A 16,598-nucleotide genomic window follows, 5' to 3' on the forward strand; every position below is an offset into this window, starting at 1 on the left:
CATCACGTTATTTTTCAACCTGCTGAACGCTGATACGCTGTGTTTCGTCCATCATGGCGGCTTTGGCGCGGATGCGGGCTTCAAGCTGGTCGATCATGTCGCTATTATCCAGACGATCTTTACGAACGCCATCTTCATAGAGACCACTTTTCTTGTTACCGCCGGTTACGCCCAGAGTTGACACCAGCGCTTCACCCGGACCGTTTACCACGCAGCCGATGATGGAGACGTCCATCGGGGTGATAATGTCTTCCAGACGCTGCTCCAGGGCATTCACCGTCCCGATCACATCAAACTCCTGACGTGAGCAGGTTGGGCAGGCAATGAAGTTGATCCCACGCGCGCGAATACGCAGTGATTTCAGGATATCGAAACCGACTTTGATCTCTTCGACCGGATCGGCCGCCAGCGAGACGCGCAGGGTGTCACCGATCCCTTCAGAGAGCAGCAGCCCCAGACCGATCGCAGATTTTACAGAGCCGCTGCGCAGGCCGCCCGCTTCGGTGATCCCGAGGTGCAGAGGCTGGTCGATCTGCTTTGCCAGCAGACGATAAGACTCTACCGCCAGGAACACGTCGGAGGCTTTTACGCTGACTTTGAACTGATCGAAGTTAAGACGATCGAGATGATCGACATGACGCATCGCGGATTCGAGCAGCGCCTGTGGCGTCGGCTCGCCGTATTTTTCCTGCAGGTCTTTTTCCAGAGAACCGGCGTTAACGCCGATGCGGATAGGAATATTTTTATCGCGGGCGCAGTCCACGACCATGCGGATACGCTCTTCGTTACCAATGTTGCCTGGGTTAATACGCAGGCAATCGACGCCGTATTCGGCCACTTTTAGTGCGATACGGTAGTCGAAGTGGATATCAGCCACCAGCGGAACGCTGACCTGCTGTTTGATCAGTTTGAACGCCTCAGCGGCATCCATGGTCGGGACGGAGACGCGAACAATGTCCGCGCCTACACGTTCTAATGCTTTGATTTGATTGACCGTTGCTTCCACATCGGTGGTGCGCGTGTTGGTCATCGACTGAACGGCGATAGGTGCCCCATCGCCGATTGGCACATTCCCAACGTAAATCCGTTTCGATTTTCTACGTTGAATCGGAGCCTGGTTATGCATGAAAAATCTCCCGCGTTGCCCGTCTGTTACTGTGCTGCTGATTGTTCGGCATTAACGGTAAGACGTGCAACCTGGTTAGTTCTGATAAAGCGGCTCAGGTCGACAGGTTTTCCTTGATATTGGATCTGTACCGCTGCCGGAGCGCCGATTTTAAGTTTATAGGGAGCCTGGCCGGTTAGGTTTAACGTGCCATCTTTACGCTGCAGGCCGCTGAACAGTTTTTTACCTGTCGCGTCAGTCACTTCCAGCCAGCAGTCGGCGCTGAAGTTCATCACCAGCGCGTTGGGATCGGCTGCTGTCGCCGTACCCGCCGGGCTGGTTGGCAGAGTCGCTGCGCTATTGTCCGCAGGCTGAGTAGCCGCAGGCGCGTTCGCCGCAGTATCAACATTCGCCTGAGAAGGGGCAACAACCGCGTTCTGATCCTGAGCCTGCGGCGCAGCGGTGTTAGCCGTGGCTGCCGGAGCCTGTGCTGCATCGGTCGCCGACGCGTCTGGCGCTGCGGTCTGTGGCTCGCTTGAGGAAGCTGAGCCGTCGGTATTCAGCGGCACGCTCTGACCGTTCTCACTCCCGGCCTGGTTGAGTTCGGCGGAGGATTGATCGGCCATGGTGGTGATCTCTTCCTGCTGGGCCTTGTGGTTTTGCCACCACCATGCGCCGGTCAGACCGATCACCACAAACAGCACCAGCCAGGTAAAGCTCATCAGCCAGCCATCGCGTTTTTTACGACGTTTCCCCAGGGAGAAGGTCTGCATCGGCGCAACTTTTGCTGCACGGACCGGTGCCTGCTTCTCCATCATTGGCAGTAATTCGTTTTCGGGGATATGCACCAGTTTTGCGTAAGAGCGGATATAACCGCGCAAGAACGTTGAAGCCAGATCGGCGGGTGCCTTATCTTCTTCAATATCGCGAACCGTGGAAACCTTCAGGCACAAGCGTTCCGCAACGGCTTGCTGGCTGAGTCCGAGTTGTTCACGGGCGTTGCGAAGACGAACGCCAGTGGAGAGTGCTTCATGTTGGTCGTGAGTGGCTTCAGTATTCATTCGCTACAACTACTGGTACGTGAAAAATAAGGGTTCAGGTGCCGGTGAGTCACAATGCCACCCGCACCGCGAAACTTCTGGTCAGTTAACCTTGAACAGAGAGTATAAGACTGTCAGCCCGGAGATGACAGTACAGCCCTGCCCGTACGGCTAAACTGTTGTTACGTCGTTACATACTGCCCGAAAGTCGGATGAAACGCACCGTAATTATTGTTCAGTCATCACGAATCTGACTGATTATTCAGTAAGAGTATGCTTCACGGCGCAGATAATGCGCCGTGAGTGCATAATAATCAAACAGCTTTAACCGCGATCGTCTCGCCCTGCATGCGTTTACGCAGGGTACGTTTGGTACGGTCAATAACATCACCTGCCAGCTGTCCGCATGCTGCATCAATGTCATCACCACGGGTTTTACGCACGATAGTGGTGAAACCATACTCCATCAGCACCTTGGAGAAACGGTCGATACGGCTGTTCGAGCTACGGCCATACGGCGCGCCCGGGAACGGGTTCCATGGGATCAGGTTGATTTTGCATGGCGTATCTTTCAGCAGTTCAGCCAGCTGATGCGCATGTTCGGTACCGTCGTTAACGTGGTCAAGCATCACATACTCGATGGTGACGCGGCCCTGGTTGGCGTTGGATTTCTCCAGATAGCGACGCACAGCAGCGAGGAAGGTTTCGATATTGTACTTTTTGTTGATCGGCACAATTTCGTCACGAATTTCGTCGTTTGGTGCATGCAGGGAGATCGCCAGCGCAACGTCAATCATATCGCCCAGCTTGTCCAGCGCAGGCACAACGCCAGAGGTAGACAGCGTGACGCGACGCTTGGACAGACCAAAACCGAAGTCATCCAGCATGATTTCCATCGCCGGAACAACGTTGGTCAGGTTCAGCAGCGGCTCACCCATCCCCATCATCACCACGTTGGTGATAGGACGCGTACCGGTTACTTTTGCCGCACCCACGATTTTCGCGGCACGCCAGACCTGGCCGATAATTTCAGACACGCGCAGGTTACGGTTAAAGCCTTGCTGCGCGGTAGAGCAGAATTTGCACTCCAGCGCACAACCTACCTGAGAGGAGACACACAGCGTGGCGCGGTCTTCTTCCGGGATGTAGACGGTCTCAACGCGCTGATCGCCGACCGCAATCGCCCATTTGATGGTGCCATCCGCTGAGCGCTGCTCTTCCACCACTTCCGGTGCGCGGATTTCAGCCACTTCTTTGAGCTTGTTGCGCAGGACCTTATTGATGTCAGTCATGTCATCAAAATTGTCGCTGCAGTAATGGTACATCCACTTCATGACCTGATCGGCACGAAACGGCTTTTCGCCCATCTCTTTAAAGAACTCGCGCATCTGCTGACGGTTCAGATCCAGCAGGTTGATTTTTCCATTTTTATTGGGAACCGCAGGAATGGCGACTTCGGAGGTATTCACTAGTTCAGACATAATATTTTCCGGCCTCGTTGTTACACGTTATGGCCCATGGAGGGTTGAATAGAAACGCCCCGGAAAGCAGTCTGCTCGTCCGGGGCGTTGCATTGTACAAAGTCTGGCGCAGGGATGCCACGTCTGGACGCGGCATTTACGAAAATAATGTGTAAACGAAACCGTTAAATTAACGGGTGCGTGGACACACTTCGCCTTCTGCGAAGAAGAAAGCGATTTCGCGCGCAGCAGATTCAACAGAGTCAGAACCGTGGGTGCCGTTCTCGGTGAAGCTGTCCGCATAGTCAGCGCGCAGAGTACCTGCCAGCGCGTTGTCCGGGTTGGTTGCGCCCAGCAGGTCACGGTGACGCTGTACTGCGTTTTCGCCTTCCAGCACGGATACCACGATTGGACCGGAGGTCATGAACTCAACCAGGCCGTCAAAGAATGGGCGACCTTCGTGCTCAGCGTAGAAACCGCGAGCCTGCTCAACGGTCAGGTGCAGCATTTTGGTGCCAACAATTTTGAACCCTGCAGATTCAAAGCGAGCGAAGATGCTGCCAATAACGTTTTTTGCCACCGCGTTTGGTTTGATGATGGAAAAAGTACGTTCAATAGCCATGATAACCTCTGTCAATGTTCTGTTGTTTTGCATACCTGAGTATGGTGTGGCGCGGATTATAATGAGCAATAGCGCCATTGCCTATGGATTCAGGTAACATTTTTTTAAAATAAGACGAGTTTTAGCAACAGCTCACATCTGAAAGCTGTTTTCAGATCACTGCAGCGTAAAATTCACCGTCGCGACCTGCCCGGTCTCATCCATAACGAGTAACTGATAATCGCCAGATTTATCAAGCTGTAATGTGTAAACTCTTCCCTTCACATTCAGCGGTTCACCGTTCAAAAACCACCAGCGCTCACCGCTATTGCCGGTCGCCTGAAGCGGCAGCGAAACGCGGGATTCTCCCGGCAGACGTTTGATTACGGCCCCTTCACGCACGCCTGTCAGGATGAGTGGCGCAGGTGCGTCCTGCGACAGCGGAGGACAGGTGGTTGATGAAGAAGGGACCCGTACCGCGCGACGTTCGGTCGCCGGCAGCCACGGCTCCAGCGGCAGCGGCCAGACATCCAGGACTTTTTCCGTTGCATCAGGGCAATCTGCCGCCACGCGTTTACCCGTTTTATCCAGCCAGACCGGGAAGCGAATGCCGCGTATGCCTTCCTGTTCGGGCAATAGCAGCGTGGGCGGTTCACTCCCTTCCAGCAGCCAGGTCGACAGGCGACGCCGACAGTTTTCACTTCCTTCCGGCAGCGACTGGCCGCCCGGCCAGCAAATCACGCCCCGCCCGACGCTCTTTGGGCGCGGATCGCGCGGCAGGCGGGCTTCGTCTACCGTTGAGCGTGACTGAAGCAGGTTATTTACCTGATTTAAAATTGGAACCGCGCTGGCAAAACCAAACTGCCCCGCCACCGGCGTGCCGTCCGGTCGTCCGGTCCAGATGCCAATCACGTAACGGGCATTCAGACCGATGGCCCAGGCATCGCGGTAGCCGTAGCTGGTGCCGGTTTTCCACGCCAGCGGCGCGATCTGCGGTAATGCATTATCCGGCAGCGGCTGCGCCTCGTTCGCCAGAATACGGCGAATAATCCACGCCGAGCCCTGCGACAGCAGCGGACGTTCAATCAGCGGGTCACCCGGCTGTAACCGCAGCCTTCCCGCCTTACCGTGTCGGGCAAACGCGCTGTAGGCCGCTGTGATATCCGCCAGCCGGGCGCCTGCCCCGCCGAGGATCAGAGACAGATTCGGCTGCGCCCCCGCGGGCAGGATCAGCGGCAAGCCTGCGTTGCTCAACATCCCGGCAAAACGTTTTGGCCCGTAGGCTTCCAGTACCTGTACCGCGGGCAGGTTGAGGGAGCGCACCAGGGCTTCACTCATGCTGACCGGTCCGTGGAACCCGCTGTCAAAATTCCCTGGGCGATAATCACCGGTTTTTCTGGGAACGTCCTGGAGCAGCGAGGCGGGATGGATTAGGCCATCGTCCAGCGCCATGCCGTAGATAAAGGGCTTTAACACCGATCCCGGGGATCGGATCGCATTGACCATATCCACGTGGCTGAAACGCGTGTCATCGTTAATATCCACCGATCCAACCCAGCCGCGCACTTTCATATCGGTGTGATCCACGACGATCATCGCCAGCGAGCTTCGTGCCGGCAGGCGAGATTTCCAGTTCATCGCCAGCTCTTCCAGCTGCCGCTGCAGTCCGGCATCCAGCGTGGTGACAATTTTAGTGTCGCGACTTTTGCCGAGCATCATGCGTGCAAAGAGCGGTGCCAGCTGCGGCATCTGTCGGGGCGCCAGCCATACCGATTCTTCCCGTGATTCTTTGACCTGCTTCGCGGGCCAGACGCCCTGCGTGACCATGCGGTCGAGCACTTTGTTGCGCGCCGCCTCGGCCCGGTCAGGCCAGCGGTCCGGACGCAAGCGGCTGGGTGCCTGTGGCAGCACCGCCAGCAGCGCCGCTTCGGAATAGCTGAGCTGCGACGGCGGTTTGCCGAGATAGGTCCAGCTTGCCGCCCCGACGCCCTGCAGCGTGCCGCCAAATGGAGCGCGGTTGAGGTAGAGGGTGAGAATGTCGCGCTTGGAAAGATGCCACTCCAGCTGCATCGCCCGCCAGAGCTGACGAATTTTGCCGCCAAAGGTGCGCGGATGCGGGTCCAGCAGGCGTGCCACCTGCATGGTCAGCGTACTGCCGCCAGAGACGACTTTGCCAGAACTGAGATCCTGCCAGGCAGCGCGCAGGACAGAAAGCGGGTTGACGCCAGGGTGATCCCAGAACCAGCGATCTTCATACTGGATCAGCGCCTCAAGGTAGCGGGGAGAGACCTCTTCAATCGTAACCGGATAGCGCCAGATCCCGTCGCTATCGGCAAAACGCCAGAGCGGCGTGCCCTTCTCATCTACCACCACCCGGGCGGGATTAACCTCTTTCAGAGGCAACGGCCACAGGCGGTCGGCGGCGACAATCAGCCCCCATAAAACGAGAAGCGCTCCCGCCAGCCATAGCCAGCGGGAGCGTGTCAGACGTGCCATTCGCATATTACGGAACAACAATCAGCGGGCCGCTGGCCGCACCCGTTGCCCGCCACTGCGGAACGTACATAGACTCCACCATCGGCACCGGCACCTGGTAGGTTCCCGGCGTCACGGCACGAGCCAGATAAACCAGCGTGACCGGCTGACCTTCGTTTACCGGCACGGCAGCCACAAAGCGGTCGTCGCGGAACTCCATATGCTGAATATCCGCCTGCTGCATCTGGCTGAGCAGGTTCTGTACCTCACTGCCGCTGTCCTGCAGGCTGGCGCTGCTGCTCGCCAGGTTCTGGTTTTCCAGCTCCAGACCCGCTGGGAGCAGATCCACCACCAGCGCATCCGGCACGTTCTGGCTGGCTTTAACTTCCAGCCACACCAGCACCAGCTCACCGCTCTTCAGCGAAGAGAGCGATTTACTGCTACCGTCGGTTGCCAGGATATGACGTTCAACCTGCAGCACGTTCGAGCTCGGCTGAGGGGCATATTCCGGATAGCCGGTGCTGTCCAGGCGCACCCACAGCGGTGTTGTCCCGGTATTGGTCACCTGCAGCGCGCCAAGCTGGTCGCCGCTCACGTTTTGTACCAGTGACTTATCGCCGCCTGATGCGGTCTCAGACAGAGACGTTTTCGCCTGCCACGTACCGGACAAGGTTTGCAGCGAGCGTCCTGCCAGGAACAGCGCATTGCTCTCCTGCGTTGACAGCCAGCGCTGGCTGAAGGCCTGTTCAGACAGGGCATTCAGCAGCGTATTTTGCGCATCCGGCAGCAGCTTGTACTCCTCAAGAAGAGAGAGCATCAGCGCGTTATCGCGAAGCGTGCTGCCGTAATCGGCCATCCAGGTTTTGCTGTCGTTACGCGATGTTTTGAGCGCCAGATCCAGCGCCTGCTGGCTGCGCGGCGCATCTCCCATCAGTTTGAGCGCCATGCCCAGCTGCATCAGCGGCAGCCCGGAAGCCGCCTGCTCGTGGCGATCCCAGATTTCACGCAGCGCGCCCAGCGGCGCTTTTTGCTGACGTGCCAGCACCAGCGCGGCATAGGCCTGCACGGCGAACTTGCTGGCCTGAGTATCGTCACTATAGCGAATGGACATCATGCCCGGATCCTGCAGATAGCGCAGCAGGCGGCTATTGGCGTTATTCACTGCATCGGCAGGTACGCTGTATCCCTGCTCGCCCGCGCGCACCAGGAAGTCGGTCACGTAGGCCGTCAGCCAGTACTCTTCCGGACCGTTTTTATCCCACAGCGCAAAACCACCGTCTTCACGCTGCATCTGCAGCAGGCGAGAGATGCCTATATCAATCGCCGCACGGCGCTTGTCATCGGTGTCGCCCTTAATGCCAAGTGCAGTCAGCTGCGCCGCGTTGGTGTAGAGCGACGGGAACAGGCCACTGGTGGTCTGCTCCAGGCAGCCATAAGGATACGCCTGCAGCTCGCGAATATAGCGCGCCAGGTTAAGCGGTGGTTTACCGCTCAGCAGCAGTTGTCCCTGCAGGGTAGCAGGAGAGAAACCGTTACTATGCTGCGCCGGTGCGGTCCAGGACTCGCCGGGATTCAGCATGGCACCAGTATTCACCGTCTGCGCCGGGAACGCCGGACGCACGCCGATTTTCCAGCTCTTTTGCTGCGGTGCGAAAGTCTCGCCCGGAAGCTGCAGGCCGGTCACCTGAGCAGTCACCTCGCCGTCACCATAACCCTCCAGCGCACGCACTGGAATAAACAGGGTGCTGCGCGCGCCAGGAGACAGCTGAAGCGGCTGCGGCTGGCCGCCTTCCAGCGACAGTTTTCCTGTCGCGGTCAGGGCAACGTTCAGCGTTTGCGGCTTGTCGGTCAGGTTGGTGAGATCCAGCGTCAGCCGCGAGGTATCTCCGCTTGCCAGGAAGCGCGGCGTATTAAGCTCGGTAATGACCGGCGCGGCCACCACAACCTTGCTTTCACTGCTGCCGAAATCGTCCTCCGTCCAGGCCTGCGCCATCAGACGCAGCTCGCCGTTGAAATCACCAATCGGCAGCGTAATGGTGCCTTCTCCGTTGGCATCCAGCGTTACCGGCTGTGCCTGCTGGGCAATAATAGTGACGTGGTTCACCGGCGGTTTGCCGCCGCGCTTCAGCTCATCACCGTCACCACCAAAGCGCAGCGCGGCCAGGCGGCCCTGCCCTTCGATGACCTGGCCGTAGATATCGTAGATGTCCGCGCCATAGCGCTTCTGGCCGAAGAAAGCCTGCCACGGATCGGGCGTAACGTAATCGGTAATGTTCAGCACGCCGCTGTCCACCGCCGAGACCAGCACGTTCACTTTCTGCGGCACCGCCCCCTCTTTAACGCTGGCTTTCACCTTCACCGAGAGCGTCTGGTTTGGACGCATCTTCTGCGGGTTATCGAGCGCAATATTCAGGCGGCGATTTTCGTCGCCCATCGGCAGATGCAGCAGGCCGACCGCGCGTTTCGGCGTGGCGGATTTGGATTTATCTCCAGGACGTACCACCAGCGTACTCAGGTAGAGATCGTGACGTTTCCAGGCCTTGTCGACCGGGATAGCGAGATCGAGCCCGTTTGCCGGTACGTCGATCTCTTTCCACCACAGCGGCCCTTCGCTGGACTCAATCATCGCATAGCCCTTACCTGCTGACGGCGCTGCAATGTGCAGGTTAATGGTATCGCCTGGCTGATAGGCTGGCTTATCCAGTTTCAGCGTCACGCGGTCAGGCCGAGCGGCCCCGGTGCCGTCGCTGTTATCCTGCCAGCTGTAGCCAGCCCAGAAGCGCATGCTGCTAACCATCTCATCAGGCGCTTTAACCTCCAGACGGTATGAGCCCCACTCCACCGGGAAGGTGACTTTACCCGTCTCGTCAGCCTTGAGAGTCAGCTCCTGCTCGCCTTCAACCAGGTCTTTCTGATCGAACTGAGACTGCCATCCTTCGCTCTCAGACCAGTTCCAGAAGAAGTCACGGCGCTCGCGGATCAGGCGAACCTGCAAACCGGACACCGCTTTTTTCGCTCCGCTGGCATCGGCGTAAACGATATCGAAGCTGGCATTGCCGTTCTCGTCAACAATCGGCTGGTTGACGGTGGTATCGGTGCGGTAGTCGTAAACGGCTTTACTGGCGAACTGAGGGCGGATACCCGGCAGCTCAGCCGCCGGCCAGATCGCCTGCTCAGCGCGACGCGTCACCGGACGACCGCCCGACTCCAGCAGGCTGGCCTGCAGGATCAGCTGCAGCGGAGAGTGCACCTCTTTCCACTGGCTTTCGGTAGAAACCTGCCCACGCCCCTGCTCATCAAGCGTAAGCTGAACTTCATCCAGGCTGCGGCTCAGGTTCTCCTCGGCGATATCGCCAAACTGGAAGCCCGGCAGCGCAGCCACCGCGTCACGCAGCGGACGCAGGAAAAGCTGGCCCTGTAGAGAATTACCGTTGGCCGGGGCGCCATACAGGTAATAGCCCACCACGTTAAAGTCCACGTTATCCTGCGGTGAAACCGGCGTTTTTTGTCCGCTCAGGTTGAGCGCCATACGCTCCGGCATGAAGTCTTCGACGTGGAAGTCCCACAGGCGCTGCAGGTTATCGCCCGTGTTGGCGCGGATATGCCACATACCGGTCTGCGCTCCGCTGTCCAGCGGATAGTTAAAGCGATAGAGCCCGTTCTCTGGCTTGACGACAATCGTACGCGCGACCTGTCCATCCGGGCGCAGCACGTCAAGCTTCACGGGCTGATCCGGAAGCGGCTTACCGTCACTGTCGCGCAGTAAGCCGTTGAGGATCACCGTTTCACCCGGACGATAGAGATCGCGCGGGCCAAACATAAAGAATTGCTTGCTGTAGCCGGGGCTACCGGCAATATCGAACTCCGCCAGATCCAGCGCCGGAAGCTTAAGATCAAGCAGCGTGGTCTGGCCGTCTTTGCTCGCCAGAATCAGCGCGGCTTCTTTGTCCGTTTCAAGCTTCGCATGACCGTCAGCGTCGCTATTTGCCTCGGCGAGAGTCTGGCCTTTGTCGTTCAGCAGCGTGACGGTCACGCCGGACTGCGCCGCACCGTTTTCCAGACTCTGAGTGAAAATATCCAGGCGGTTATGGTAACGGTGAGCGGACAGACCAATATCGCTTAAGGTAAAGAGCGTTGCGGCGTTGCTGTAGTTGTAGTGCCCTGCCTGGTTCATTACCGCGATATAAACGCCAGACTGCTGGAGCGGTTTAATATCCTTCAGGGGCAGCAGCAATTTTTCGCGCGTATTGCGCGCCGGATTAAGATCGAATCGACCGGTATAAACCAGCTCCGCCATCTTCAGCAGGTTATCGGATTCCCAGTTGGTCAGCGAGTTACGGTACTCCCACTGGCTGACAAGGGAGGCCAGCGATTCCGGCTTCACGCGGTAAAAGTTAACATCGACATTGTTGACGTTGAGCGCCATCACCGGCAGACCTTCCACCACTTTGCCCGGCAGCAGCGAGCCGCGGCTGGCAAAACCAACGGTGGGTTCAACGTCCCGGGTGGTTAAGGCTTTTTCATAATCGATGCCAAAGGTCGCCTTGTTCAGCGCCTGCAGATCGCGTTCAACGGTGACGACCAGATTGCGGTTAGGCTCCAGATGGCGCAGTCGAAGCTCTTTCAGGTTAGGCGCAAGTTCCCACGCCCCGTCTACCTTGCCGCTTTTCTTATCCACGACATGCACCGTTTTGGCGAAATCCTGATCGGGATTTAGCGGAACAGAAAAGGTCAGCACCAGCGTGGCGGCACCGTCGAGCTGAACCTCCGAGGTATCCAGCAGCGTCAGCGCTTTTCCCTGACTTTGGGCGGCCAGTTTAGCCAGCGTTTCAGCATTGGGCTTTTCCGCGGCTTTCGGTGTTGATGCGGTGGATGCCGCGGGAGCCGCAGCCTGAGATTTATCGTCGCTGTTATCACAGCCGACAAGCGTAAACGTGGTAAGCAGCGCAAGAGAGAGCGCGGCTAAGCGAAACGGTTTCATCCTTTATCCCTGGCCCATGGAGCCTGTTGGTCGTCGTCCGGATAAGTATTATCCGCAAGTTTCATTAATTCAAAAAGGCCAATTTTAAAATCTGGAAAGCGCCTCGCAGAATGGAATCACGTCACTACATCGTGATGGAACCGCGATCACAGCACATAACGTCACATGTTACCTTTCAAGTCATTTGTTTTTAAAACAAGAAGATAGCTGGCTAAACTCGCCTTAAGACTGCTAGTTTTATGACCATGACGCACCCCGAGTGCGCGGTTCAAAAAGAGAGAAAGCCATGAAACGAGCCGTGAACGCCCTACAAAATTTCGGAAAATCATTGTACGGACCGGTACTTATCTTACCAATCGTCGGTCTGTTTATCGCCTTTGGTAACGTGCTGGGTAACGGTAATCTCGCTGAATACCTGCCGTTTCTTGGCCATCCGCTGATTCAGCATATTGGTCAGCTTATCGCGAAATCTGCCGTGTCGGTGCTGGTCAACCTGGCGCTGGTGTTTGCCGTCGGGATCCCGATTGGTCTGGCGACGCGTGATAAAGGCTATGCCGCGCTGATTGGTCTGGTGACCTTCGTCGTGTTCATCAACGCCATGAACGTCACGCTACAGCTGCAGGGCGCGCTGGCGCCAGCGGCCCAGATGAAAGCAGCCGGGCAGACCATGGTGCTGGGCGTGCAGGTGCTGGAGATGGGCGTTTTTGCCGGGATCCTGACCGGGGCGCTCTCCGGATATCTGTACAACAAATACTCCGGCGTACAGTTTAACGGTGCGATGGCGATTTACTCCGGCCACTGTTTTGTCGCCATCGTCACGCTTCCCGTCTCCATGCTGCTCGGCGTGGTGATGAGTGAACTGTGGCCGTTTGCCCAGCACGGCATTAGCGCCCTGGCGCTGGCCATCAAAGGCTCCGGGCCGTTTGGCGTGGCAATCTACGGTTTCCTGGAACGTATTCTGGTCCCCACCGGCCTGCACCATCTGGTTTATACGCCGTTCCTCTATACCGAGCTGGGCGGCACGCAGGAGGTGTGCGGCGCAACCTATCAGGGCGCGCGCAATATCTATTTCGCCGAGATGGCCTGCCCGGACGTGAAGCAGCTCAGCAGCACCGTGGTGTGGGACGCGCGCGGCATCAGCAAGATGTTCGGCCTGCCAGCCGCAGCCCTGGCGATGTATATGACCGCAAAGCCGGAGCGTAAAGCCATTGCGAAAGCCATTCTGATCCCGGCGGCGCTGACCTCGCTGCTGGTCGGCGTAACCGAGCCGATTGAGTTCTCCTTCCTGTTCGTCGCCCCGCTGCTGTTCGTGGTGCACGCGGTGCTGACCGGCATCGGCATGATGCTGTTCTCACTGCTGGGCGTTCACGCCATCGGCGCCAACGGGGTTATCGACTTCATCCTTTACAACCTGCCGCTCGGCACGGAGAAGTCCAACTGGCCGATGTACATCGTGGTCGGGCTGATCATGTTCACCCTCTACTTCGTGGTGTTCCGCTTCCTGATCCTGCGCTTCAACATGAAAACGCCGGGCCGTGAGGATGACGATCGGGAGACGCGCCTCTACAGCAAGCAGGAGTACCAGGCGAAGGGCAATAACGACGGGCTGGGCGAATCCATCGTGGTGGGGCTGGGCGGCCGGGAAAACATTGAAGTGGTGGACAACTGCTACACCCGCTTACGCGTCACGGTGAAGGACGTCGCCATCATCGACGAGCCGCAGCTCAAGGCGACCGGCGCGAAAGGAATTATCAAACAAGGTAATAACGTTCAGGTGGTCTACGGGCTGCACGTCAAAAAAATGCGAGAAGCCGTTGAGACGTTTCTCTGAAAGGAGCTAAAGATGTTTACACCCCCATTCATTCTGTCGATCGCCGGCGGCGGTAGCACCTACACGCCGGGTATTGTGAAAAGCCTGATGGTGCGCCTGCAGGATTTCCCGCTGGCCGAAATTCGCCTTTATGACATCGACGAGGCGCGTCAGAACACCATTGCGCCCGTCGTCGAGAAGGTTATTCGCGACCACAGCCAGAGCATCAAATTTACCGTCACCAGTGACCCGGAAGTGGCCTTCAGCGGCGCGCATTTCGTCTTCGCCCAGATGCGCGTCGGCCAGTATAAAATGCGCGAGCAGGATGAGAAGATCCCGCTGCGCCACGGCGTGGTCGGCCAGGAAACGTGCGGACCCGGCGGCCTGGCCTACGGCCTGCGCACGATCCTGCCGATGGTGGAGCTTATCGATCTGGTGGATCGCTACGCGCATGAAAAAGCCTGGATCGTGAACTACTCCAACCCGGCGGCGATCGTCGCGGAGGGCGTGCGCCGCCTGCGGCCAAATGCGCGGGTGCTGAACATCTGCGATATGCCAGTGGCTGCGATGCGCAATATGGGCGCCATTCTGGGTGTCGATCGCCGCAAGCTTGAAGTTGACTACTTCGGCCTGAACCACTTCGGCTGGTTTACCCGCGTCCTGGTGGACGGCGAAGACAAGCTTCCCGAGCTGCGTAAACATATCGCGAAGTTTGGCCTGCTGACGGAAGATGCGGCCAAAACCGACCCGCAGCACTCGGATCCTTCGTGGGTAAAAACCTGGCGCAACATTAAGCCAATCATGGACAACTTCCCGGAGTATCTGCCGAACCCGTATCTGCAGTACTACCTGATGCCGAACCAGATTGTGGAGCATCAGAACCCGGACTATACCCGCGCCAATGAAGTCATGGACGGGCGCGAGAAAAAGCTGTTCGCCGCCGCCGAAGAATACAAGCGCACCGGGATCCTGCCGGATGCCTTCCACGTGGGCGTGCACGGCGAGTTTATCGTCGATGTCGCCTGCTCGCTGGCCTTTAACCTGCGGAGCCGCCACCTGGTGATGGTGGAAAACCGTGGGGCGATTACCAACCTGCCTTATGATGCCGTGGTGGAAGTGCCCGCTTATATCACCTCCGAAGGCCCTGAACCGATTCGCATCGGTCAGGTGCCGCTGTTCTATCAGACCCTTTTGCACCAGCAGCTCGCCTCTGAACAGCTGCTGGTGGAAGCGACCATCGAGGGCAGCTATGAGAAAGCCCTGCAGGCGTTTACCCTCAACCGCACCGTGCCGACCATGGAACACGCGAAGGCGATTCTGGATGAGATGATCGAAGCCAACCGCGACTACTGGCCCGCGCTGCAAAAAGCCTGGCAGGACGGCGAAACGGTGAAAAAATAGGGGCTTGCTCGCGAGTTGAACGTGGTTTGCTTGTCGGTGTCAGAAAAAACACCGACAATCCTTTTTTACGGAAAAGAATGGAGGCAACCCATGTCCACCTCATATTTTGTCGCCGCCGACTGGCTGATTGAGCACGGTGACGATCCGGAAGTTCAGATTATTGACGCGCGTATGGCCCCTGCCGGGCAGGAACACCTTCGCGATATGGTCGCGGAATACCGTGCCGGACATCTTCCTGGCGCGGTATTTTTTGATATCGAAGCCCTCTCCGATCACAACTCTCCCCTGCCGCACATGCTGCCGCGCCCGGAAGCATTTTCCGTGGCGATGCGCGAGCTGGGCGTCAGCAAAGACAAACACCTCGTTGTCTATGATGAAGGTAACCTCTTCTCCGCGCCGCGCGCGTGGTGGATGCTGAAAAACTTCGGCGTGGAAAAAGTATCGATTCTGGCGGGCGGGCTGGCGGGCTGGAAGCGCGATGAGCTGCCGCTTCAGCAGGGCGACGTGACGCTGCCGGAAGGCGAATTCGATGCCACGTTCGACGCGCACGTGGTGAAACGCCTGACCGACGTACTGGTCGTGAGCCATGAAAAAACAGCGCAAATCGTCGATGCCCGTCCTGCTCCGCGCTTCAATGCAGAAGCGGATGAACCGCGTCCGGGGCTGAAGCGCGGACATATTCCGGGTGCGCTGAACGTGCCGTGGGGCGACCTGGTGTTTGAGGGCGAGCTGAAGACCACCGACGAGCTGCGCGCCATTTTTGACCGTGCAGGCGTGGATTTACATCGTCCGATTATTGCCAGCTGCGGCTCTGGCGTCACGGCCTGCGTGGTGATCCTGGCGCTCGCCACGCTCGGCGCGAACGACGTCACGCTTTACGACGGCGCCTGGAGCGAATGGGGTGCGCGAGACGATCTGCCTGTCGAACCCGCGAAATAATGGATAACCGCCTGGCCACGCTGTTAACGCGCGGGGCATCGCTGACCCGCGCGGAGTATCGCGTCCTCGCCCACTTCACGGAGCACCCGCTGCTGGTGGGCAACATCACGGTGCGAGAGCTGGCTCAGGCGACGTTTGTTTCGACCGCCACCATCATGCGGCTGTGCCAGAAGCTGGGATTCAGCGGCTTTAGCGAGTTTATCTGGCACTGCAAGCAGCTGCTCTCCGACACGCCGCACATAGCCGCCCAGGGGCAGTCGCTTCCTGAACTCCCGGCGCTGTTTAATCAGTTTATCGCCAACTACCAGCACACCTTCCAGTGGGTCACGCAGGAGAAGCGCCAGCAGTTTGCCGACCTGCTGCGCCAGAAAGAGAGCTTTTTTCTCTACGGGGCCGGGTTTTCCTATCTCTTTGCGGAGTACCTGACCAAGAAGCTGCAGGTGCTGGGCAAAACGGCGTTTGTCTCCGGGCCGGGGGACAGCCGGAATATTTTCCTTAGCAACGCCTCACGCTATCAGGTGTTTATTGCCGTCTCGCGCAGCGGCGAAACGGAGCAGGTACTGGATAAAGCGCGGATTGCCAAAAACGTCGGCATGACGATCGTCGCGTTTACCCGCGCCTCGGCCAACACGCTGGCGGGGATGGCGGACGTGCACTTTGCCCTCTATGACGAAGCGGTACACTTCGCCGCCGAAGCCGCGGGGGTGACGTCGTTTGAGTCGAATCTGGTGCTGCTGATGGATTTACTGCTGCTGGAAGCAACGGGGTGATATTCACCCCGCCGTA

The 16,598-nt window shown here is 58.1% G+C and carries 10 protein-coding genes; 4 read left to right on the forward strand and 6 right to left on the reverse strand.

Annotation, left to right across the window (positions count from 1 at the left end; all coding sequences use genetic code 11):
• Positions 1-7 precede the first annotated feature (7 nt).
• The 6 genes from ispG to P346_RS12035 form a co-directional block, all read right to left on the reverse strand.
• Positions 8-1,126, reverse strand: a complete 1,119-nt coding sequence (ispG, locus tag P346_RS12060; RefSeq protein WP_023308814.1) for a flavodoxin-dependent (E)-4-hydroxy-3-methylbut-2-enyl-diphosphate synthase — start codon at positions 1,124-1,126, stop codon at positions 8-10.
• A gap of 26 nt (positions 1,127-1,152) precedes the next feature.
• Positions 1,153-2,166: a cytoskeleton protein RodZ gene (gene rodZ, locus P346_RS12055; RefSeq protein WP_032659426.1), complete on the reverse strand. Its 1,014-nt coding sequence runs from the start codon at positions 2,164-2,166 to the stop codon at positions 1,153-1,155.
• Positions 2,167-2,459: 293 nt separating this feature from the next.
• Positions 2,460-3,626, reverse strand: a complete 1,167-nt coding sequence (locus tag P346_RS12050; protein WP_014171168.1) for a bifunctional tRNA (adenosine(37)-C2)-methyltransferase TrmG/ribosomal RNA large subunit methyltransferase RlmN — start codon at positions 3,624-3,626, stop codon at positions 2,460-2,462.
• 169 nt (positions 3,627-3,795) lie between these two features.
• The gene (gene ndk / locus P346_RS12045; protein WP_003860625.1) at positions 3,796-4,227 is read right to left on the reverse strand and encodes a nucleoside-diphosphate kinase; all 432 of its coding nucleotides are present in this window, start codon (positions 4,225-4,227) and stop codon (positions 3,796-3,798) included.
• A gap of 156 nt (positions 4,228-4,383) precedes the next feature.
• Complete coding sequence (gene pbpC / locus P346_RS12040) at positions 4,384-6,708, reverse strand: peptidoglycan glycosyltransferase PbpC (protein ID WP_032659428.1); 2,325 nt, start codon at positions 6,706-6,708, stop codon at positions 4,384-4,386.
• Between the two features lies 1 nt (position 6,709).
• Positions 6,710-11,662, reverse strand: coding sequence for an alpha-2-macroglobulin family protein (locus P346_RS12035; protein ID WP_032659431.1), 4,953 nt, complete (start codon positions 11,660-11,662; stop codon positions 6,710-6,712).
• A 286-nt stretch (positions 11,663-11,948) separates the two neighbouring features.
• On the opposite strand from P346_RS12035, the gene P346_RS12030 reads away from it, so the two are divergent.
• The 4 genes from P346_RS12030 (at position 11,949) to P346_RS12015 (ending at position 16,582) form a co-directional block, all read left to right on the forward strand.
• Positions 11,949-13,493 (forward strand): PTS transporter subunit EIIC, encoded by a 1,545-nt coding sequence (locus tag P346_RS12030; protein ID WP_032659433.1) that lies wholly within the window; start codon positions 11,949-11,951, stop codon positions 13,491-13,493.
• A 12-nt stretch (positions 13,494-13,505) separates the two neighbouring features.
• The gene (locus P346_RS12025; protein ID WP_032659436.1) at positions 13,506-14,873 is read left to right on the forward strand and encodes a 6-phospho-alpha-glucosidase; all 1,368 of its coding nucleotides are present in this window, start codon (positions 13,506-13,508) and stop codon (positions 14,871-14,873) included.
• Positions 14,874-14,963: 90 nt separating this feature from the next.
• Positions 14,964-15,812, forward strand: coding sequence for a 3-mercaptopyruvate sulfurtransferase (gene sseA / locus P346_RS12020; RefSeq protein ID WP_032659439.1), 849 nt, complete (start codon positions 14,964-14,966; stop codon positions 15,810-15,812).
• The gene (locus P346_RS12015) at positions 15,812-16,582 is read left to right on the forward strand and encodes a MurR/RpiR family transcriptional regulator (RefSeq protein ID WP_032659441.1); all 771 of its coding nucleotides are present in this window, start codon (positions 15,812-15,814) and stop codon (positions 16,580-16,582) included. Before sseA ends, P346_RS12015 begins: the two co-directional genes overlap by 1 nt.
• Positions 16,583-16,598 lie beyond the last annotated feature (16 nt).

This window comes from Enterobacter sp. DC1 (assembly GCF_000568075.1).
In the GTDB taxonomy this organism is placed as follows: Bacteria; Pseudomonadota; Gammaproteobacteria; order Enterobacterales; family Enterobacteriaceae; genus Enterobacter; species Enterobacter asburiae.